Consider the following 22,084-nt stretch of genomic DNA (forward strand, 5'->3'; position numbering starts at 1 on the left):
GTCTACTGTCGGCACGTAAGCCGATGCAATCGCACGCCGGGCTGATCCAGGTTTCTACGTGGGCACAGGATTGGAGCCGGCAAAATGGCCACGATGCATCAGCGGGCTAAAAGTTTGGTGTCCAGACATGTACCCAATTACCCTGGCGCAGTGACTAATTCCATTGGGGGAGTGGCAGCGAAGCAGCTGCCCGAGGGCTTGTACGAACTGCTCAGCACGGATGCGCTCGGCAGTCTGCTGAACAACACTGCTGATCTGCAACCTGTCTTCGCCGACATAGAAGACCAAGACTCCTCGGACGTCCTCTCCCGCCACGTAGCCGACGCCGTCCGGCGGGCCCTGGCCGCGGCCAAACCCACCGACCGCGTGACCCTCGCGAACAAGCTCCTCCAGGAGCTGAACACCGAAGACCGCATCGCACCCGGCCCCACCCAGCTCCAGTCCCTCCACCGCCCGGACGCGCTCAAACGCCGCAGCCTGCGCCGGCCTACCACCAGGCTGAGCAACTCAGCGCTGCTCACCAACAGCAAGGACGATCCCAACCTCGCCGCGGAACTCAGGACCGAGATCGAATCCGCCGACACCGTAGACCTGCTCTGCGCCTTCGTCCGCTGGACCGGGCTAAGACTCCTCGAACCTGCCCTGCAGCAGCTCAAGGAGCGCGGCGCCAAACTCCGGGTCATCACCACCACCTACATGGGCGCCACGGAACGCCGCGCCATCGACGAACTCGTCAACCGCTTCGGCGCTGAGGTAAAGATCAACTACGAAACCCAGGCCACACGCCTGCACGCCAAGGCCTGGCTGTTCCGCCGCAACTCCGGCTTCGACACCGCCTACGTCGGCAGCTCCAACCTCAGCCAGGCAGCCCTCCTGGACGGCCTGGAATGGAACGTCCGGCTCAGCTCCGTCGGCACGCCCACCCTGCTGCAGAAGTTTGAGGTCACCTTCGACAGCTACTGGGAGCAGCGAGCATTCCAAAGCTACGATCCGGAACGCGACGGCGAAAAGCTGGACGCCGCACTGGAACGCAACGGCGGCCGGCGAACAGCCGTCCCCGGGGCAGCCACCGGCCTCGAGCTCCAACCGTTCCTCCACCAGGAGGAGATACTCGAAGGCCTCGAAGCCGAGCGGCTCAAGGGCTTCAACCACAACCTCCTGGTCGCCGCCACCGGCACCGGCAAAACCGTCATCGCCGCCCTGGACTACAAGCGCCTTTGCGAAGCGGCCGGCAAAGACCTGAAGCTGCTCTTCGTCGCGCACCGCCAGGAAATCCTCAAGCAGGCCATGCGCACCTACCGTGACGTCATGCAGGACGGCGCCTTCGGTGAACTCTACGTCGGGGAGCACAAACCGCAGCAGTGGAAGCACATCTTCGCCTCGGTCCAGTCACTCTCGTCCCTCGGCATTGAACAGCTGGCCCCCGACTTTTTCGACGTCGTGGTCATCGACGAATTCCACCACGCCATGGCGCCCACCTACCGCCGGCTGCTGGACCACCTGCAGCCGCAGCAGCTCCTCGGGCTGACGGCGACGCCGGAACGCGGCGACGGCGTCGACGTCGCCCAGCAGTTCTTTGACGGACGGACTGCCAGTGAACTGCGGCTCTGGGACGCCCTGGACGCGGATCTGCTGGTGCCGTTCCACTATTTCGGCGTCTCTGACGACGTCGACCTCAGCCAGCTGGAATGGAAGCGCGGCAACTACGACACCGCGCAGCTGAACAACCTGTACACCGGCAATGACGCCCGCGCGGCCAAGGTGATCCGCGAACTCCGCGACAAGGTCACCAGCACCGAGCAGATGCGGGCCATTGGCTTCTGCGTCTCCGTCCAGCACGCCCACTACATGGCCGAGGTCTTCAACCGCGCCGGAATCCCCTCCGTCGCCGTCGACGGCAGCACCGACGACGCCGACCGTGCCGCGGCGCTGGAGCGGCTCCGCCGGCGAGAGATCAACTGCATCTTCGCCGTCGACCTCTTCAACGAGGGCCTGGACCTGCCGCAGGTGGACACTATCCTGATGCTTCGGCCCACGCAGAGCGCCACGGTCTTCCTCCAGCAACTGGGGCGCGGGCTGCGGCGCGCTGAGGGTAAAGCGGTGCTGACCGTCCTGGACTTCATCGGCCAGCAACGCCGGGAGTTCCGCTTCGACCTGCGCTACCGGGCGCTCACCGGCTACGGGCGCAAGGAACTGGAAAAGGCAGTCGAGGACGAATTCCCCTACCTGCCGTCGGGCTCTCAAATTGTGCTGGACCGGGTGGCGCAGAAGGTTGTGCTGGACAACATCAAAGCCCAACTGCGGTTCAACCGGGCCCAGCTGGTCCGGGACATCACCTCGTACGCGGAGACGGAACTCGAGAAGTACCTGGAGCGGTCCGGGAGCGACGTGAAGTCGATCTACCGGTCCACCCGGGATTCCTGGACCGGCTACCTTCGCCAGGCCGGCCTGATCGAAGGGTTCTCGCCGCTGGAGAAGGTCCTCAGCGGAAGGATCCAGGAGCTCTCGGACGCAGACGAAAAAAAGCTCCTCGGCCGTATGGCAGCCCTGATCCACGTGGACGATCCGGAACGCGCCGCGGCGTACTCGATGCTCGTCGGCGCCGACGCGCCCTGCTATGCGGAGCTCGGCATGCGGGAGCAGACGTTCGCCCGCATGCTCTTCTACACGCTGTGGGATGACGGCGGCGGGTTCCAGTCGTACGACGCCGGACTGGACTACCTGCGCAGCTACCAGTTTGTCTGCAGCGAGATCCGCCAGGTCGTGAAGCTTGGCGTCGTCGCATCGAAGCACGCAGCCAAGGGTTTGGGTGCGGGGCTGCAGCACGTTCCGCTGCTTTCGCACGCGACGTACCGGCGTGAGGAGATCCTGGCGGCGCTGCAGTACGGGTCGCTGGAGCTCGGCAAGAACGTGCAGCACCGCGAGGGCGTTGCGTGGTGCCCGGCGACATCCACGGATGCCTTCTTTGTCACGCTCAACAAGGACGACAAGAAGCACTCGGCGACGACGATGTACAAGGACTATGCCATCAGCCCTGAGCTGTTCCACTGGGAGTCTCAGAATGCGACGTCGCCCGGAAGTCCGACGGGCAGGCGGTACCTGAACCGGGCAGCGCACGGCTCGAAGGTCCTGATCTTCACGCGCGACACATCAGAGGACGAGACCGGGCTGACTGTTCCGTACACATGCCTCGGCCAGGTGGACTATGTGCAGCACGCGGGGGAGAAGCCGATCGCGATCACCTGGAAGCTGCACCGGCCGATGCCGGCCGATGTGTTTGCCACGGCTGCTGCGGTGGCGCAGTAATGTCTTTTGCCTGCAACGACCTAATCCACTCTTAGCATTCGATCCGGTACCTAGTCACATGTGCTCGGGAGCTGCACTCCGGGTTCCATCCGTGTGAAGCGCGTCAACAGAGGTTGCCGTTCAACTCACCCGTATGCACGGCGGACACCTTGCTGCATCCAAAAGGCAGATCTTGCAATAAAAATGCGCAGACGTATACTTTGAGTGCATCTTGTGTGCGTTATTACATCAAAGGAGCCAACGTGCTGCTCGCACTACGCGTAAGAAACTTCCGGTCCATCCGCGAAGCGCAGGAACTAAATCTTCGCCGCACAAAGCCGGTGTCGCCCGACTTCCTGGGCCCGGGCCATGAGACGTGGGACCCGCTCGTAACTCCCGTCGCCGCGATTTACGGCGCGAATGCCTCGGGTAAGACTTCGTTGGTGGAGGCCCTGAAGTTCGTACTTCACGCAATCCGAAAGTCTCAGGGCTGGGAGCCGGGGGCCAAGATCGACCGCCAGCCCTTTCTGCTGGACCAGTGGTCACGTCAGGAAACAAGCGAGGTCGAGCTGGAGTTCTTGATGGATGGGGAAAGGTACCAGTACGGATTCGGGGTGAATGCCGACGAGTTCGTCACCGAATGGTTGTACGTCTATCGCTCTACCAAACCGACCGTGCTATTCGAGCGTGGAGTAAACGAAGATGAATACTGGACTTTTGGGCGTTCTCTAAAGGGACAGAATATGTCTATAGCTAAGCGCACACGTCCCAATGCCCTTTTCCTCTCCGCGGCTGCGAGCGACGCGCACGAATTTCTCACGAAGGTTTTTGCATTCTTTACAACCAAAATTCGGGTGTATAACTCTTCTGCCTACGAGGGGGCACATACCGAACTACCAGCACGCATGTATGAAGATGACGATTTCACGCGCCGCCTCACAGAGATTCTCAAGGTAAGTGATACTGGCATTCGAGGCGCCCACATAGAAGTCAACGCTCAATCGCCCGAAGACCGCCTGGAAATCAGAAATAGGCTAATTGAAGGCGGTATGGGTGAAAGGCGAGCCGAGGAAATTCTGGACAGATGGCAGGCGGACACGAAGTTCGTTCTGTCTTTTGAACACCAAGCGGGCGATCGCGTCCAGACTCTACCCCTGGAGGCGGAGTCGACTGGAACTCAGGCTTTGCTATCCCATGCGGAGGCAGTGCTCGACGCCTTAGCTGACGGAGGCGTTTGCGTCTTCGACGAGATCGACACGAGTCTGCACCCCCTGCTTGTTGCGGAACTGATTAAACTCTTCCAAACTCCAGCGACCAACCCATTACAGGCGCAGATCATCTTTACCACTCATGAGGCCTCGCTGCTCGATCCAGGCGGATCTGCACAGGGAAGCCTCGACCGAGACCAGGTCTGGGTCACCCAAAAAGACGAGTTTGGAGGCACCAACTTAATCGCCTTTAGCGAGTTCAAACCCCGCCCCAATGAGAACCTGCGTCGAGGTTACATGTCTGGCCGATTTGGTGGTCTGCCCCTGATCAAGTCTGATAGTGGCTATGCAGAGGCTGTGCGTTAATGGGTAAACGGAGCTTTGGTAAGGCGACCAGCAATCGACCGAGGTCTTCTGGGGGCCGTCCTCAATACCTCAAGATTCTTATCGTCACCGAGGGAGAGGTCAGCGAACCTCAGTACTTTGAGTACGTCAAGAATGAATTGAGCTCCTTTGGAGTGAACGTCAAATGCGTTCCGGGAAAGGTTGATCCGCTCAGACTCGTCAATAAAGCAATAGAGATGCGAGATAAGGAACGTGCAGCCTACGGCAGCGCAGGGGAGTTCGACGAGACGTGGGTAGCTGTCGACGTGGACCGTCATGCAAAGTTGCCCGCGGCCGTCGAGCTAGCGCTGAATGAGGGAGTCTCCCTGGCCATAAGCAACCCCTGCTTTGAACTGTGGCTCTTGCTCCATCTTGAGGCTTACTCGTCCTTCGTGGAGACCAAAGATGTGACTGTCCGATGGCGCGAGAAATCTGGTGCGACCGACAAGTCCCTCGATCCGAAGAAAATCGCGGGAAAGTTTGACGACGCGGAACGACGCGCCTCCGAAAATAGAAAGATGCATGCTCGGGACGGGAAGGCACACCCAATGGACAACCCCAGTACCAGCATTGACGAGTTGGTCCGCCGCCTCCTCGATGGAGCACGCGCTTCGTCGGACAATCCGCGCCTGTCAATTTAAGCCGTAGCGGACTCGTTGCCAAGCCCTGGGCCGACAAGCCCCTGCTCAGGCAGTGTTCCCACGATAAGAGGGGGATGTCACCTAGCAAAGCGGCGTCGGCGGACAGATAAGCTTCCATGTAGCTATCAAAGGTCTTGTCAACAGGGGGAACACGCGTGGATGCGTTCGGAATTCGTGAAAAGCTGATCGCCGGCTACCGGTCTTTCACGGAAGGCTTCGTTGACATCCAGGACCCGCGGATTAAGGATGCCGTCGTCGAGCTCGGAGATAAGGGCCGGCAGTGGCCCGACCCTTGGCTGTCCCTGAATCCCTCGTTCAGCTCCGGCGGCCGCATAGACGAGCTCGTCCGGCGTGGGCTCCTTCACCCCGACTGCGATGCCGTTTTCAGGCCTAAGAAGGACGCCGGCGATCGGGGCTCGGCGCCTATCACGCTGCACAAGCATCAGCGCGATGCCATTGAAATCGCCGCCAAGAAGGCTTCATACGTCTTAACAACGGGCACGGGCTCCGGCAAATCACTTGCGTACATAGTTCCAATTGTGGACCGCGTGCTCCGCGAAGGGACGGGTAAGGGCGTCAAGGCCATCATCGTTTACCCGATGAACGCCTTGGCCAACAGCCAGATGGAGGAGCTATCCAAGTTCCTCGACAACGGATTTGATGGAAAGCCGCCTGTCACGTTTGCTCGCTACACCGGCCAGGAACGTGGCGAGGCCCGCGAGAACATTCTGAAGAACCCACCGGACATCCTGCTGACGAATTACGTGATGCTCGAATACGTCCTGACCCGGCCGGAGGAGCGGCAGTCCCTCATCCGAGCGGCCTCCGGTCTCCAGTTCCTCGTTCTGGATGAACTACATACGTATCGCGGCCGGCAGGGCGCCGATGTCGCCATGCTCGTACGCCGCTTGCGGGACGCTTGTAACGCTCAGAGCACCCTGCAGTGCATTGGCACGTCCGCCACGATGTCGAGCGGTGGAACAGTCGCCCAGCAGCAGAGGGACGTCGCCGAGGTCGCTTCCCGGATTTTTGGAACCGTTGTTTCGCCGGAGCACGTGGTGACCGAGACCCTGGTCCAAGCGACCACCAACCAGCACCGATCGGACCAGGATCTGAAGGCTGCCGTGAGAGAACGCGGTGACGCCGAGTACAGCAGCCCCACGCTGGACGGCGGATACACGCTGATGACCTCAGATCCGCTGGCATCTTGGATTGAGGACACGTTCGGCCTGACAACGGAGCAGGAATCCGGCAAGATCATCCGCAGACAACCACAGACCGTCACCCATGCCGCAGAGGAACTGGCTAAGCAGACCGGGGAAACAGCAAGCAGCTGCGCCACCGCTATCCGCGCGACTCTCCTTGCGGGGTCGAGGGCAAAGCACACTGAGACCAACCGTCCGCTGTTCGCCTTCCGCCTTCACCAGTTCATTTCCAAGGCCGGCTCCCTCTATGCCACAGCGGAGTCCGAGGACACGAGGCTCATCGAGACCGACTTCCAGCTGACCGTCGGAGGCGCGGAGAAGCGGCTCTACCCCCTCGCTTTTTGTCGCGAGTGCGGTCAGGAATACCTCATGGCACGGTTGACGGAAACTGGCGGCGAATCACGCTTTATCGCCCGGCACGAACTGAAAATGCAGGATACCGGCGGCCCGGACAATGGCCAAGACGGGTATCTGTACATCTCCACTGAGCAGGAATGGCCGGAACAGGCCATTGAGGCGGGCCGTATCCCCGCCTCCTGGCTCAACGAGGCGGTGTCTGGGAATCGAGTCATCGAGTCCAAACGCAAGCGGATTCCGTCGCGCTACCGCGTCCAGCCTGACGGCGCAGCGGCCGGGGATAACGAGTACACCCAGGACGATGGCCAGCTCGCCGCGTGGGTCCCGGGAAGCCTTGGTTTCTGCCTGAACTGCCAGGTCACCTATGAATCCGCCCGGAGCGGTGAATTCTCCAAGGTTGTGACGCTCGACCAAGAGGGCCGCAGCAGCGCGATGACCGTGATCGCAACGAAGCTCGTGCAGTTATTGAAGTCAGAGGCCGGCAGCGATTTGAGTCCGCGCGCTAAGAAACTGCTGACTTTCGTGGACAACAGACAGGACGCGTCCCTCCAGGCCGGCCATTTGAACGACTTCGTCCAAGTGGCCCAGCTTCGCTCTGCCCTCTACCGCGCAGTCGCTTCGGCCGGGGATGACGGAGTCGACGCGATGGAGCTGGGCGATGCGATCATCAAGACGCTCAGCCTGGCTTGGTCCGACTATGCGCGGACCGAAGATCCGCTGGACCCTAAACCGACCAAGCGGGCCCTGAACGAGGTGGTGACCTACCGTGCGCTGCGGGATTTGCAGCGCGGTTGGCGGATCACCCTGCCCAACCTTGAACAAACAGGTCTCCTGATAGTGGACTACCCTCTCGCCAAGAACCTGGCGGAACAAGAGCGCCGCTGGGAAAAGGCTCACTACGTGCTCCGGGACGCGGACCCCGGCAAGCGCGAGGAGATCATTCGGGTTCTGCTGGATGAGTTCCGCCGCGTTCTTGCCATCGACGCCGAGGAACTGACGGCGGACTGGCTGGACCGCGTCAAGAACCGCAGCCGGGAATTCCTGACGGGTATTTGGGCTTTGCCAGAGCAGGAATCTGCTGCCAGCGTCGGGCTCGTGACCACGGAGCCCAAGAAGATGGCTTACCGGACGACTCTCCCCGTGACCTCCTACGGAACATTTGGCCGATGGCTAGCCAAGACGGCCTCACCCGGCAATAAGCTCAATCGCGCCGAGGTGGACGAAGTCATCGCGTCGCTCTTCCAAATACTGCTCGAGACCGGGTTCATTGCCGAGGTCATCGACGGCAAGGTCTCCGGCTACCGGCTCAAACTGTCCAGCATGGTTTTGAGGAAGGGCGACGGCGAGTATGGCGCCCCGGATCTGCTCCGACGCACCTATCATGCCGATCAGAAGCCCCGTGTTATCCAGTTCTTCAAGGACCTGTACCTGGTACAAGGACAGGAGCTGGCCGGCCTCAAGGCGGCGGAGCACACTGCCCAGGTACGTGCAGAAGACCGTGAAGCCAGAGAACAGGCGTTCCGCGAAGCGGAGCTTCCCCTGCTGTTCTGTTCTCCAACCATGGAGCTTGGCGTCGACATCGCCGACCTCAATGCGGTGGCGATGCGCAACGTTCCGCCGACGCCGGCAAACTACGCGCAGCGCAGCGGCCGTGCGGGGCGTTCGGGCCAGCCGGCCCTGGTGCTGACCTACTGCGCCACCGGCAGCCCTCATGACTCCTACTACTTTGAACGCTCTAACCTCATGGTTTCCGGTCAAGTCCAGCCGCCGAGGTTGGACTTCGCCAACGAAGACCTCATCAGGTCACACGTCCACGCTATCTGGCTCGCTGAGGCTCTCGCCGCAACCAGCTCGGGTCTGGGTAAGTCCATGAGCGGTCTTCTCAAGCTTGAAGACAAGAGCTACCCCCTTCAGCCCGAGATCAGATCTGTCCTAGCTGATGAACAGGCCGCCAAACGCGCCAAGGCATCGGCAGAGGTCCTCCTCCGGAGCATCGAGGGGGAACTGAAGGACACGTCGTGGTGGACTGAATCGTGGTCCGATGCGGTCATTGACACCGCTCTGGCCAACTTCGATCAGGCCTGTGAGAGGTGGCGTCAGCTTTACCGGAGCGCCATCACCGAGCAGGACGCCGCGCACCGGGCCAGCCAGGATCACTCCACCGATTCCAAGCAACGGGAAATGGCGGCCAACCGGCACCGCGAGGCCGGGCAGCGCTTGGAAATCCTCCTTAACGACAGCGATTCCAAGGGCCAATCGGACTTCTACACCCTGCGTTACTTGGCGTCCGAAGGCTTTCTTCCGGGATACTCGTTCCCACGGCTGCCATTGGCTGCCTTCATCCCTGGCATCCGCAGGGGCAAGGACAACAACAGCACCTGGTTGCAACGCTCGCGTTTCCTGGCGATTAGCGAGTTCGGTCCGGACTCGCTGATCTACCATGAAGGCGCCCGGTATCAGGTGAAGCGTGTCAGCCTGCCGCGGGACTCCGACGGCGGGGGCGTGGGAGACGTTGTCCTCGGTGAGGCCCGTGTCTGTGTCGCCTGTGGGTACCTGCATCAGCGGGAGGCCGGGCTCGACATCTGCGAGTCGTGCAACGAACCGCTGGCCGGCAGCTGGTCAAACCTGATGCAGTTGCAGTCCGTCATCACGCGGCGCCGTGAACGGATCAGCGCGGACGAGGAGGAACGCAACCGCCAAGGGTTCCAGCTGGTCACGAACTACCGATTTGCACCCCACGGGAAGAAGCCAGGCCGCTCCGATGCGCAGATGCTGAACGGGGACGCCGTCATCGGTTCAGTGCACTACGGCGACGGAGCGACTGTCCGGGTGACCAACCTGGGTCGACGGAACCGGGCCAACCAGGATCGGCATGGCTTTTGGCTCGATCTCATCACGGGCGAATGGCTGTCGGAAAAGAAGGCCACCGCGGATACCGGAGATGCGGGTGAGGCCACCGACGCGGATGACATGACCGTAGAACAGTCCAAGAAGAAGCAAATGGTGACGCCTTACGTTGAGGACCGCCGCAACATCGCCGTCGTCCGCTGGGCGGAGAACGTGACGCCCGCAGAAGCAACCACCATGCAGTTCGCCATGGAACGCGGCATCGAGGCCGTGTTCCAGCTGGAGGACTCCGAGCTCTCCAGCGAGCTTCTCGCGGACAGTGAGGATCGGGGACGTCTGCTGTTCATCGAGGCCGCGGAGGGCGGCGCCGGAGTGTTGCGCCGGCTGCAAAGCGAGCCGGACGCCATGGCCAGGGTCGCCGCCAAGGCGCTGGAAATTCTGCACGTCGATGCCGCTACGGGCAACGACATGGAAAACAGCTGCGTCCGTGGCTGCTACCGGTGCCTATTGTCCTACGGCAACCAGCGTGACCACGAAATCATCGACCGGAGGCTCGTAATAGACCGGCTGATGCAGTTGTCCGGCGCGGTCACAGTGGCCGCAGCACCGACGCAGAAACCCAGGCACGCTATGCCTCCCGGAACTGTGGCCAGCCCGCGGGCCCAAAGCCTGTTGGACTATCTGCTGCAGAACGGGCGAAATCTGCCCGATGAAATCGGCCCCAGCATTGAGGGGAATGTGGTGGATTTCGTCTACACCGCTAAGTTGTCGGTGGGCATTGCCGTGATTGTGGAGGACGTGTCCAGACCTCCCGTCGATGACCTGGCACTGACGTACGGCAACTGGAACGTCATCAGGTGCCGTCAGGACGAAGACTTCTAAGCATTTGTTAGTGGACACACGAACGTGTTTGGAGTGGTGGAGTGACTAGTACGACGGCGGAGCACAGTTTTGCGGTTGGCTCGCTGGTAGCGGCCCGCGGCCGGGAATGGGTGGTTCTGCCCGAGAGCACCCCCGACTTCCTTGTCCTCCAGCCCCTCGGCGGCACGACCGATGACATCGCAGGAGTCATCCCCTCCATCGAGGAAGTGAACCCGGCGTCCTTCGGTCTGCCGCTGGCAACCGACCTGGGCGATGACCGCAGCGCCCGGCTGCTCCGCGACGCGCTCCGTATCGGGTTCCGCTCCAGCGGTGGCCCGTTCCGTTCCCTGGCAGGGTTGAACGTGAGCCCCCGCCCCTATCAGCTCGTCCCACTGCTGCTGGCGCTCCGCCAGGATGTCGTGCGCCTCCTGGTCGCCGACGACGTGGGAATTGGCAAGACCATCGAAGCTGGACTGATCGCCTCCGAGCTCCTGGCTCAGGGCGACGCCAGCGGACTCGCTGTCCTATGCCCGCCGAGCCTGGCCCAGCAGTGGAAGCAGGAACTTTCTGAGAAGTTTGGCATTGACGCCGAGCTGGTCCTGCCAGGGACAGTGAAGCGGCTGCAGAGGGAAGCCGGCTACGACAAGTCCATCTTTGAGTATTTCAAACACACGATCGTTTCCACTGACTTCATCAAGTCCGAATCCAAGCGCCACGACTTCATGCGGACCGCACCAGACCTGGTGATTGTGGATGAGGCCCACGGTGTCACCGCCGATGATTCCGGCAAGGGCGGTGTCGGCCGCACGCAGCGGTACGAGCTGGTGCGAGGACTGGCCGACAATCCGGACCGTCACCTCGTGCTGGTGACGGCAACGCCGCACAGCGGCAACGACGGTGCCTTCCGCAACCTGATCGGCCTGCTGGATAACAGTCTCAAGACTGTGGACCTCTCCACCGAGGCGGGCCGCCGCAAACTCGCGGACCATATGGTTCAGCGCCGCCGCGTGGACATCCGCAGCTACCTGAAGTCGGACACCAAGTTCCCCAGCGACCGGGAGACAGTCGAGGTCGCCTACAAGCTTTCGCCGGAGCACCGGGCGTTCTTCGACGCAGTGCTGAACTACGTCCGCGGCCAGGTGCAGGATACCTCCGGCACCAAGCGTGACCAGAGGATCCGATGGTGGTCCGCGCTGTCCTTGCTGCGCGCTATGGCCTCCTCGCCGGCGTCCGCCGCCGCAACCCTGAACACCCGCGCAGTGGCTGAAGATTCTGAATCGGACGCCGCGGCAGAGAAGCGCGGCATGGCTGGAGTGATGGACCAGGTGGAGGACGACGGCGGCGAAGGCATCGACGTCGTGCCCGGCTCCCGGCCGGATGCATCGGATGAAACGTCGTGGGAAAAACGTCAGCTCAATTCGTTCCTCAAGACAGCGGGGGAGCTTCAGGCCAACCCCGGGCAGGACGCCAAGCTTCAGCTTTTGGTCAAGCGCATCCGAGCGCTCATTGCCGAGGGCTTCCAGCCCATCGTTTTTTGCCGCTTCATCCCAACCGCACACTACGTCTCGGAGTACCTGCGGGAGGTTGGGAAGAGGAAGTTCGACGTCGAGGTAGTCACCGGTGAACTGCCCTCAGAGGAACGCGCCGCTCGTATCGCTGCGCAGGCGGAACGCGCCGGCGACATTCCGAAGGTGCTGGTGGCCACAGACTGCCTGTCCGAGGGCGTGAACCTGCAGGACGGCTTCCAAGCCGTTATTCACTACGACCTCGCTTGGAACCCCACCCGTCACGAACAGCGCGAAGGGCGGGTGGACCGGTTCGGACAGCTCTCGGAAACCGTCCGCGCCCTCACCGTCTACGGTGATGACAACGGAATTGACGGCATCGTGCTTGATGTTCTGCTGCGCAAGCATGAGAGCATTCGCCGGGACCTGGGCATCAGCGTACCCGTCCCGCCGCGCAGCGATCAGATCCTGTCCGCCCTCCTGGAAGGCATCATGATGCGCGGCAAGAACGGGGATCAGCTGGAGCTGTTCAGCCTCACCCCAGAAGCCGAGGAACTGGACGCTGAATGGCGAAGCAGCGCGGAACAGGAGAAGCTCAGCCGCTCGCGCTTCGCGCAGAATGCCATCCGCCCGGAAGAAGTGCAGACAGTCGTGGACGCAGCCCGGCGCAGCCTAGGCGACCCCGACGACGTCGCGGCCTTTGTGAAAGCAGCCCTCGAAGAAACGGGCGCGCACGTCGATACCACTCCCGATGGGCTTGTGGCCGAGCTGACAGCGGCTGTGCCGGGCATCCGCAACGCCCTGGGCTCGGATTCCAAGATCCGCTTCGTCAACGACTTCCCGGCCCCGCACCACACCTCAGTGCTGGTACGTACGGACCCCGTCGTCGCTGCCGCGGCAAACTACGTCCTGAACTCCGCTCTTGATGCGCAGCTCACGGGCAAGGAACGCCCGGCCCGCCGCTGCGGGTTCATCAAAACCAACGCGGTGGACAAACTTACCGTGGCCCTCCTGATCCGCTTCCGCACCAAACTGGTGCTTCCCGCACGGCTCGGCGACAAGACAGACATGGCAGAGGAGGCCCGCGTACTGGCCTTTAGCGGCAGCCCGCAGAATCCCATCTGGCTCCCGGAAGAAGCCGTCGAAGCGCTGCTCCAGGCCAGACCGCACGCGAACGCCGGCGATGTCACGAACATGATGGCCGCCATCCTCGGCTCCCTCGACCAGCTGAAGGACCAGCTGGACCAGAAAGCCCGCGAGGTAGCTGAACAAATCCGTGATGCCCACCGCGAGGTCAGGATCGCCGCCCGTGGCGACCGTGCCGGCCAGCTTGGCATCCGAGGCCTCACAGTCGAACCGAATCTCCCCGCAGACATCCTGGGCGTCTACGTCTACAGCCCGGCCGGAGGCACCAAATGAGCGCGGCATTCCAAGCCATCACCGTCGTCGGAGGAGTCGTTCCCCCCTCGTTGCTGGGGCGCATCCAGGCCGGGGAAGTCAATGATGCCAGGAGCATGGCTCCGGCCAGTTTCCACCTTGCCGGCACGGAAACGGTCCGTGACGCGGCCTCACGGACGTGGATGTACCTTCAGGGTGCCTGGCGCGCATGGCGCGAATCGGACGCCGCCAAACGCCCGGACGGGCAAGGCGCCGGCACCGGTGATGCCCGGCAGAAGTGGCTTCTGGTGCTACTTCGCGAACTCGGCTATGGGCAGGTTCCGACGACCCCCGGCGGCCTGACGATCGGCGGCGAGGCGTACCCCGTCTCGCACCGTTGGGAGTCCGTGCCCATACACTTGCTTGGCCCTGGCGTGGACCTGGACAAGCGCACCCCGAAGATTGAAGGTGCGGCCCGGCGCGCGCCCCAGGCGATGATGCAGGAATTCCTGAACCGTGAGGACACTTACCTCTGGGCCATTCTCAGCAACGGCCTCAGGCTCCGTCTCCTGCGGGACTCCACCGCGCTGGCAGGCTCCGCATACATCGAGTTCGATCTCGAGACCATCTTCGAGTCGGATCTCTATTCCGAGTTCCAGCTGTTCTGGCAACTCTGCCACCAGTCCCGACTGGACAAGCGCGGTGGCTCCGCAGCGCCCCCGTCTGACTGCTGGCTGGAACTCTGGCGCGGTGAATCCGTCGAGGCCGGAGCTCGTGCCCTCGACAAGCTAGGTGCCGGCGTCGAGAAAGCTCTGGGCTGCCTGGGCTCGGGTTTTCTGCGCCACCCGGATAACCGCTGGCTCGTCGATGCCCTGCATTCCGGGGATCTAAGCCATCGCGACTTCCACAAGGCACTCCTTCGCACTGCCTACCGCCTGCTCTTCTTGTTCGTCGTGGAGGATCGCGGCGCACTCCTCGATCCGGCGGCGACCACAGAGGCCCGCCACCGCTACGAGACCTATTTCTCGACACAAAGACTGCGGAAGATGTCCCGCACACGCGACGGAGGCCCGCACCCGGACCTGTGGCGTACCCAAAAACTCGTGTTGGGCGCCCTGGGCGGCGACGGCCTCGCTGCCGTGAGCCTGCCGGCTCTCGGCGGACTCTTTGACCCTGACCCCCGGGCCCTCCGGCTGGAAGCCCAACCTCGTGACGACCTCCTGCTGGGTGCAGAGTTGGCAAACCAGGACTTCCTGAAAGCCATCCGCGGCCTGGGCTGGGTGGCTGGAAAGACCGGTCGTCTGCAGCCGGTTGACTACCGACACCTCGGGGCCGAGGAACTGGGCTCCGTTTACGAATCTTTGCTGGAATTGGTGCCCCGCGTCGATACCGAGACGCGGTCCTTTGAACTTGCGCACCTGGCCGGGAACGAGCGCAAGACCACCGGCTCCTACTACACCCCGCCGAGTCTGGTGTCCGCGCTGTTGGACACAACCCTGGACCCGCTGCTGGACCAGGCCGTGAACGGTGCGACAGGACGGGACGACGCCGAGGCCCGGCTTCTTGCGCTGACAGTGTGCGACCCGGCCTCCGGCTCCGGCGGCTTCCTGGTGGCCGCCGCCCGGCGGATTGCCCGTCGCCTGGCCGAGGTGCGCGCCGGCGATAACGAGCCCACACCGGGCGAGGTGCAGAGTGCGCTGCATGACGTGGTGGAACGCTGCATCTACGGCGTGGACATGAATGACCTCGCCGCCGAGCTTGCCAAGGTGTCCCTGTGGCTGGAAGCCATGCAACCCGGGAAACCGCTGGGCTTCCTGGACGCACGGATCAAGATCGGCAACAGCCTGCTGGGAACCACGCCTGCGCTGCTCGCCGGCGGCGTACCCGAGGGGGCCTTCTCGGTCTTGGAGGGCGATGACAAGAAGTTCGCGGCGGTGGCCAAAAAGTGGAACAAAACCGAGAACACCCGGAAGGCGGACAAGCTCTTTGGCTCGCTGGGGCAGGACGCCTTCAGCTTCGGCGGCACGCAGTCGGCTGTCGCGCAGCTGATCAGCCAGCGCCGCGAACTGGTCAAACCCGTTGCGAGCGCCGGGGAGGCCCGGTCCCGAGCAAAGGCCTACGACGCCTTCGACCACTCCGCGGCCATGGAGCAGAAGAGGCTCCACGCGGATGCCTGGTGCGCAGCCTTCGTCTGGCCCCTGAAAGCTGGCGAGGCCGAGCCGCCCACCTCATCTATCGTCCGGCAGCTGGGCGACTCCGGCCAGGCTGCCGGATACGCCGAGACGGTGGCTGAGATTCACAAACTGGCCGATGAGTACCGTTTTTTCCACTGGCACTTGGAATTCCCGGAAGTCTTCGGCGACCCTGAATCCGGCGAAGATGTCGGAGACGAGGGCTGGCCCGGAGGTTTCTCCTGCATGCTCGGCAACCCGCCCTGGGAGCGGGTCAAGCTACAGGAACAGGAGTTCTTCGCGGCACGCAACGAAGAAATTGCGAAGGCACCGAACGCCGCCGCACGGACTCGGCTCATCAAGAGGCTCGTGGAGGACGACCCCATCCTCCACAACGAGTTCCTGGCCGCCAAGCGCAACGCGGAAGGTCAGAGCGCGAGCATGCGCACGTCCGGCCGGTACCCCTTCAACGGCCGCGGCGACGTCAACACTTACGCCGTCTTTGCTGAGCTTTTCCGGAGCCTGACCGGGCCGCACGGACGCTCCGGCGTCATCGTCCCGACGGGCATTGCCACGGACGCCACCACCCAGTATTTTTTCAAGGACCTGGTTGATACCAGCACCATCGCGGCGCTGTACGACTTCGAAAACGCCCGGGCCTTTGTTCGAGGGCGTGCACAGAAGCTTCAAGTTCTGCCTGCTGACGATGGCCGGACGGCTGGCGAAGGAAGAAGTGGCGTCCTTCGCGTTCTTCCTGCATGACCCGGCCGCCATTGCTGTCTCCGAGTTTGAGCTCAGCCCCGACGAGATCAAGCTCATCAACCCGAACACCGGCACCCTGCCCATCTTCCGTACCCGCCGCGACGCAGAAATAACGCTCGGCATCTACCGGCGCGTCCCGGTCCTCATCAACGAGAACGATCCCGTCAACGGCAATCCCTGGGGGGTTTCGTTCATGACAATGTTCCACATGTCCAACGACTCACACCTCTTCCACACCCGCGAGCTGCTGGAGGGCGACGGCTGGACGCTGAAGGGCAACGTCTTCGAACGGGCCGTTGGCGGGAAGCTGGAGAAGATGCTGCCGCTGTACGAGGCCAAGATGCTGGACCGCTATGACCACAGAGATGCTGATGTGGTGAAGAGCTTGACCGCCGACAAACGGCAAAATCAGCCGAGATATTTGTCGGATGAACTCCATGTGGATGCAAATCGAGAAGCCCTTCCTAACTCATGGATAGCTGATCACAAGATGCCAGCCATTAATGTCGGTTGGTTGACGGGTTTCTCGGACGTAACCAGCGCAACCAATGAGCGAACAATACTTGCGTCAATTCTTCCACTCAGTCCAACGGGACATACGTACCCACTGTTCTTCGGGAAAAAAAGGCATCTGCTGCTCGCCCTGCTAAACAGCATCGTGGTTGACTTTGCAGCGAGACAGAAGGTGGCAGGTCTCCACCTAACCTACTCGTATGTGAAGCAGCTTCCCATCTTGGAGCCGACGGTCTTTGGTCGGGAGTGTGGTTGGAATACGGCCGAGACTATTGAGGAATGGGTGTCCTGCAGGGTGCTCGAATTGAGCTACACGTCATACTCCGTCGATGCATTCGCGCAAGAATTGGAGGACCGTAGGCCTCCTTTCAAGTGGAATTTGATTCGTCGAGAATCCATGTTGGCGGAAATAGATGCAGGATTCTTGCATCTATATGACGTAGGTAGAGAATCTGCAGAGCAGATTTTGGATAGCTTCAATACGCTCACGAAGAATGAAGTTCGTTCCGCTGGAGAGTACCGAACCAAACGCCTGATCCTCGAGGCCTACGACGCGATGCAAGTAGCAATCGACTCGGGGATCCCCTTCGAATCGATACTCAATCCACTGCCCGGCCAAGGCCCCCGCCACCCCGCCAAGGAGCTCTCCGCATGACCCAGAACTTGAACTGGACTCGGGTCATCGAGTTTGCCGGCAACTTTATCGAAACTGTCGACCTTCACGCGGAGGAGAACGACTACAAGAAAGAGCTTGCGGCAAAGCTCTCGGCCGTGCGGACCGAGTTGCTGGCAGGGGATCCTGGATGGCACCCACACTTTGTTCGGGCCCTGCGGACGACGAACCTCGTCAACTACAGAACCATTGGTTCCATGGACAAGCTGGATGATGCATCGTCGCAGAGCCTGCAAGCCCTCTTGACGAGTTTTTGGTCGGGGGCCCCCGATACAGGGAAGATGAATGCCTTGGTCGCCGGCCTTAAGGAGTTGAACTCTCGAGAACTTTCCCAGGGCATCGCCACCGGAGTGGGTTCTGTCTTGCTTATGGCTGTGGATCCGACCGAGTTCCCGCCGTACCGTCCGGAAGCGGTCCGACTGTTCTGGAACATCATCGGTTTTGACTACAAAGACGCCGTACGGACTCCGCAAGGACGCTATGACGCGTTCTTGGACGTCCTGGATCAGCTCCGGTCGGAGCTGGCTCTTGCGGGCCTCGGTAACTTTGACCGCTTGGAGGCCCAGGGCATCATGTGGACGGTCATGAACGCCGATCCGACGGACGAATGGGCCTCCCAGGACGTTGTGAACTTCCGTAAATGGCGCGGAGACAAGGCCGCGGCTGCCGAGGTCGATCTCAGCACTCCTGCTGCCACGATAGCTCCCCAGCTCGAAGCCGCAGGGCGACTGATCCTCGAGAGCGGATTTCGCAGCGCGCCTTCCGCCATCGACGGCGCAACGCCAACGTGGACAGTTGAGAACGCTCGCGAGCTGGCAAGAAGAAGCGAGCTCGACGTCGGCCCCGGAACCTTCATGGCCAAGTTTGAGCGGCAGTTGCAGGGGGGTGGCCGTGGCGTGGTTCTCTTGGCAGCGGAATTGGCCTATTTGCAGGTGCTGCCGCTCTGGAATGTAAGTGGGCAAACAAAGACGACCAGGATCAACAAGATACTTTCGTGGATTGAGGGAGACGCCGTATCGCTGCCGTCGCTTCTTCAGGAGGGTCTGGATGTCGAAGGCGCCTTCCACGGCGGTGTCGGATTCAACATCCAAGTGGCAGAGCACATGAAATGGCTCTCTCGGCTCGTTGAGCATGTAGGGACACAACCAATGAGCCTGATTGAAGCCGCACTTATGGACCCTTGGGCGTTTCGCGACATCACCCAGTCAGTCCCCGATGACCGCCCCATGATCCGTTACAGCGTGGACTACATCGTGTGGCCGGGATACTTGCCCCCTGTTGTAAAGCGGGACCACCGGACAGAGATTTGGCACGCATTTGCAGGCGTCATTGGCGGTGCAACGGGTCGAAACGAGAACGACGAGGCCGCCATTGCCAAAGATCTCCACGCCATTCGGCTCGTCCAACAGGGCAGCTCGAATGAATTCGTGGAATGGTACAGCGAGCCCTATCTGAGCCAGTGGCGGGCAGGCGCGGAAGACTCCGGACAGCGGGCATGGCTGGTCAGGCAGAGCCAGGCAGGGACGACCATGCTGCACCCGTGGCTTGAAGACGGGTTCGTGTCCACCCCCGCGCAACACCTTGGGTCACCCACGCCAGGATCGAACCTGAGCCAAATACAGGCGGCCATCAATAAGGGCTACCAGCACATCGAATATTCGGAGCGCAAACTCCGTGCCATGGAATACCATCGCTTCCTCAGCATCATGAAAGTGGACGACTTCGTCCTCACCGCCTTCGAAGATGGTCTCTATCTAGGCGTCGTGACCGGGGAGGCTCACTACGTCGAGGACGCGACATCCCGCTTGCGACGCGCTGTCGCGTGGCAGAAGACGCCGATCAGCAATGAAGACATGCCCGCACCCCTGCCGCGGCTGCTGGCCGAGCAAGGGTCAGTCGTGGACCTTACCGAAGCACTTTCCATCATCACGGTCTGGTTCGGTGTGGAAGCTGACCCCGACAACGAGACGGAAGTTGTGGCACCCCTGCCGCAAATCGCCGTCGTACCCCGCTTGAAGAAAGCCACGCCAGAACTGGCACGAAAGCTGCACGTGGACCAGGAGCACTTGCAGGAGGTGATCCGGCTCCTCCAGACCCGGCAGCAGATCGTATTTTATGGACCTCCTGGAACCGGCAAGACCTTTCTGGGAACTGCTATCGCCAAGTTCCTGGCGGGGGAGGAGCACTCCGACCACGTCAAGACGGTCCAGTTCCACCCTTCCTACGCCTACGAAGACTTTTTTGAGGGCTACCGGCCGGCGAAAAACCAGGACGGAAACGTGGCATTCAGCCTCGAAGCGGGTCCGCTGCGGCGTATCGCCGACGAAGCGGCATCTGAGGGCAACCGCGACAAGCCGTATTTTCTGATCATCGATGAGATGAACCGCGGCAACCTCGCCAAGATCTTCGGCGAGCTGTACTACCTGCTGGAGTACCGCAACGAGGGCATCAACCTCCAGTACAACCCGGAGAAGGTCTTCGCCCTGCCGCCCAACCTGTTCATCATCGGCACGATGAACACCTCCGACAGATCCATCGCGATGGTGGACGCGGCCATTCGGCGTCGATTTGCGTTCATTGAGTTGCACCCGCAGGACGGCATGATTTCGGGGCTGCTGGAACGCTTCCTCAAGGAGAACGGAAAGCCTTCTTTGCGGGCAGATCTCCTCAACGCTCTAAACAACGAGATTGAGGACACGAACCGCGACCTGATGATTGGGCCGTCTTACTTCATGAAGCCGCACGCCGAAACCGATGAGGGGCTCGAGGAAATCTGGAAGTACGAGCTGCTGCCCCTGCTGGAGGAACAGTACTTTGGGCGCCTGAAACGGGACCAGGTCCGGGAGAAGTTCGGACTGGCGGCCATGAGGAGGAAAGCCGGCGCTGATGTTGGGCCGGTTGATTTGTCGCTCGGCGCTGGCGAGTCGGTTCCCGAGGGACAGGACGAACTCGGGCAACTCATTGCGGAATCCGAAGTCACGCCCCGCTGATGTTGCAGAACATCGTCCTGGACGAGCTGCAGACATCGTCGGACCCCGTCGAGCTAGAGCGGGAAGTCGCCGCGATGCTCCGGGACACGGGGCTCGTCGCCGTGTTGCCAGCCCATGGCGACAGGTGGACCGTGCTGCCGACAGGAACGGTTGGGGCGGTCCAGGTCGGGAACTTGCTGGTTGAGGTCAAACCCAAAGAAAAAGTCGGTCTCAGCCGGCTACTTTTCCTGCTCGGATATGCCACGAACCCGGGGTTTCGGCCCGAGGACGTTGCCGGTGTCGAAGACACCGATCTCTTCGCTGCCCTTGGCGAATCCCTGGTCCGCCAGGGCCTGCGGGCGCTGGAACGCGGTTCGCTCAGCGGGTATGTCCACGTTGAGGAGGCGCTGCGCACCGTCCGTGGGCGGATCCGGGTGGGCGACCAGATGACTCGTCGTCCCGGCATGCTCTTGCCGCTGGAAGTTGCGTTCGACGACTTCACTGTGGACATCGCCGAGAACCGTATTCTGCGGGCTGCGCTCCGGTTGATGATGCAGGTCCCGAGGCTCTCCGACGACGTGCGTTGGCGACTGGCTCACTTGGATTCCAAGCTGGACGGAGTGTCGGAGCTGCGAGCCGGGGCGCCGCTGCCGGCGTGGAAGGAATCCCGGCTTAACGCGCATTACGTACCGGCGCTTCGGCTGGCAGAGATCATCCTGCGGAACATGTCCGCGGAGGCCGGGCTCGGGACGCATTCTGTCGCCTCGTTTGTGGTGAATATGACCACCGTGTTTGAAGACTTCATGACGACAGCGCTGGAGGAGGCGCTCGACAGGTATCCGGGGGAGACCGTCGGGCAGTATCAGGCGTTCCTAGACGTGGCGGAGCCCATCAGGCGCCGAAGTGACCGAGTCCGAATGTTGGTCGACTTCGTCCACTCCATCGATGGAATTCCTGCGATGGTTTTCGACGCCAAGTACAAAGCAGCATCCCCGTCCGGCGCCTACCCAAACGCTGACCACTACCAAATGCTGGCCTACTGCACTGCGCTGGACGTCAAGACGGCGTGGCTTATCTATGCAGGACCAGGGCAGGCCCGGGTGCGTCGTATTAGAAACTCAGTGGTTTCAGTTGTGGAATACCCCATCGACCTTTCGCAATCGCCGGAGGACCTGTTGGCGCGAGTGCAGAAGCTGTCGGTCGCGGCATTCGAGAAATGGCGTGTCAGCGAGAAAAACGCGTCGCTATGCGCGTCATAGGTCCTTGGCTGGAACCGGTCGCATAAATGTCTGTGATCGCGGATACATTATTATCAGTTACATAGCG

The 22,084-nt window shown here is 61.7% G+C and carries 9 protein-coding genes; all 9 read left to right on the forward strand.

Annotated elements, in window-relative coordinates; translation table 11 throughout:
* Positions 1–186 precede the first annotated feature (186 nt).
* The 9 genes from ABIB45_RS11760 to ABIB45_RS11800 all read left to right on the forward strand — a co-directional run bounded on the left by ABIB45_RS11760 (position 187) and on the right by ABIB45_RS11800 (position 22,017).
* The gene (locus ABIB45_RS11760) at positions 187–3,306 is read left to right on the forward strand and encodes a DEAD/DEAH box helicase (protein WP_502914532.1); all 3,120 of its coding nucleotides are present in this window, start codon (positions 187–189) and stop codon (positions 3,304–3,306) included.
* 242 nt (positions 3,307–3,548) lie between these two features.
* Positions 3,549–4,859, forward strand: a complete 1,311-nt coding sequence (locus tag ABIB45_RS11765) for an AAA family ATPase (RefSeq protein WP_354216037.1) — start codon at positions 3,549–3,551, stop codon at positions 4,857–4,859.
* Complete coding sequence (locus ABIB45_RS11770; RefSeq protein WP_354216038.1) at positions 4,859–5,518, forward strand: RloB family protein; 660 nt, start codon at positions 4,859–4,861, stop codon at positions 5,516–5,518. The genes ABIB45_RS11765 and ABIB45_RS11770 overlap by 1 nt, the downstream gene beginning before the upstream one ends.
* 155 nt (positions 5,519–5,673) lie before the next feature.
* Positions 5,674–10,809: a DEAD/DEAH box helicase family protein gene (locus tag ABIB45_RS11775; RefSeq protein ID WP_354216039.1), complete on the forward strand. Its 5,136-nt coding sequence runs from the start codon at positions 5,674–5,676 to the stop codon at positions 10,807–10,809.
* A gap of 41 nt (positions 10,810–10,850) precedes the next feature.
* Positions 10,851–13,712, forward strand: a complete 2,862-nt coding sequence (locus tag ABIB45_RS11780) for a DUF8741 domain-containing protein (RefSeq protein WP_354216040.1) — start codon at positions 10,851–10,853, stop codon at positions 13,710–13,712.
* Positions 13,709–16,603 carry an Eco57I restriction-modification methylase domain-containing protein gene (locus tag ABIB45_RS11785; protein ID WP_354216041.1) on the forward strand — a complete coding sequence of 965 codons (2,895 nt, stop codon included), beginning with the start codon at positions 13,709–13,711 and terminating at the stop codon, positions 16,601–16,603. The genes ABIB45_RS11780 and ABIB45_RS11785 overlap by 4 nt, the downstream gene beginning before the upstream one ends.
* Positions 16,515–17,771 carry a hypothetical protein gene (locus ABIB45_RS11790; RefSeq protein ID WP_354216042.1) on the forward strand — a complete coding sequence of 419 codons (1,257 nt, stop codon included), beginning with the start codon at positions 16,515–16,517 and terminating at the stop codon, positions 17,769–17,771. The genes ABIB45_RS11785 and ABIB45_RS11790 overlap by 89 nt, the downstream gene beginning before the upstream one ends.
* Positions 17,768–20,779: an McrB family protein gene (locus ABIB45_RS11795; protein WP_354216043.1), complete on the forward strand. Its 3,012-nt coding sequence runs from the start codon at positions 17,768–17,770 to the stop codon at positions 20,777–20,779. The genes ABIB45_RS11790 and ABIB45_RS11795 overlap by 4 nt, the downstream gene beginning before the upstream one ends.
* Positions 20,779–22,017, forward strand: a complete 1,239-nt coding sequence (locus ABIB45_RS11800; protein WP_354216044.1) for an McrC family protein — start codon at positions 20,779–20,781, stop codon at positions 22,015–22,017. Before ABIB45_RS11795 ends, ABIB45_RS11800 begins: the two co-directional genes overlap by 1 nt.
* The last annotated feature ends 67 nt before the right edge of the window (positions 22,018–22,084 follow it).

Origin of the sequence: Arthrobacter sp. UYCo732 (assembly GCF_040547265.1) — a bacterium.
In the GTDB taxonomy this organism is placed as follows: Bacteria; Actinomycetota; Actinomycetes; order Actinomycetales; family Micrococcaceae; genus Arthrobacter.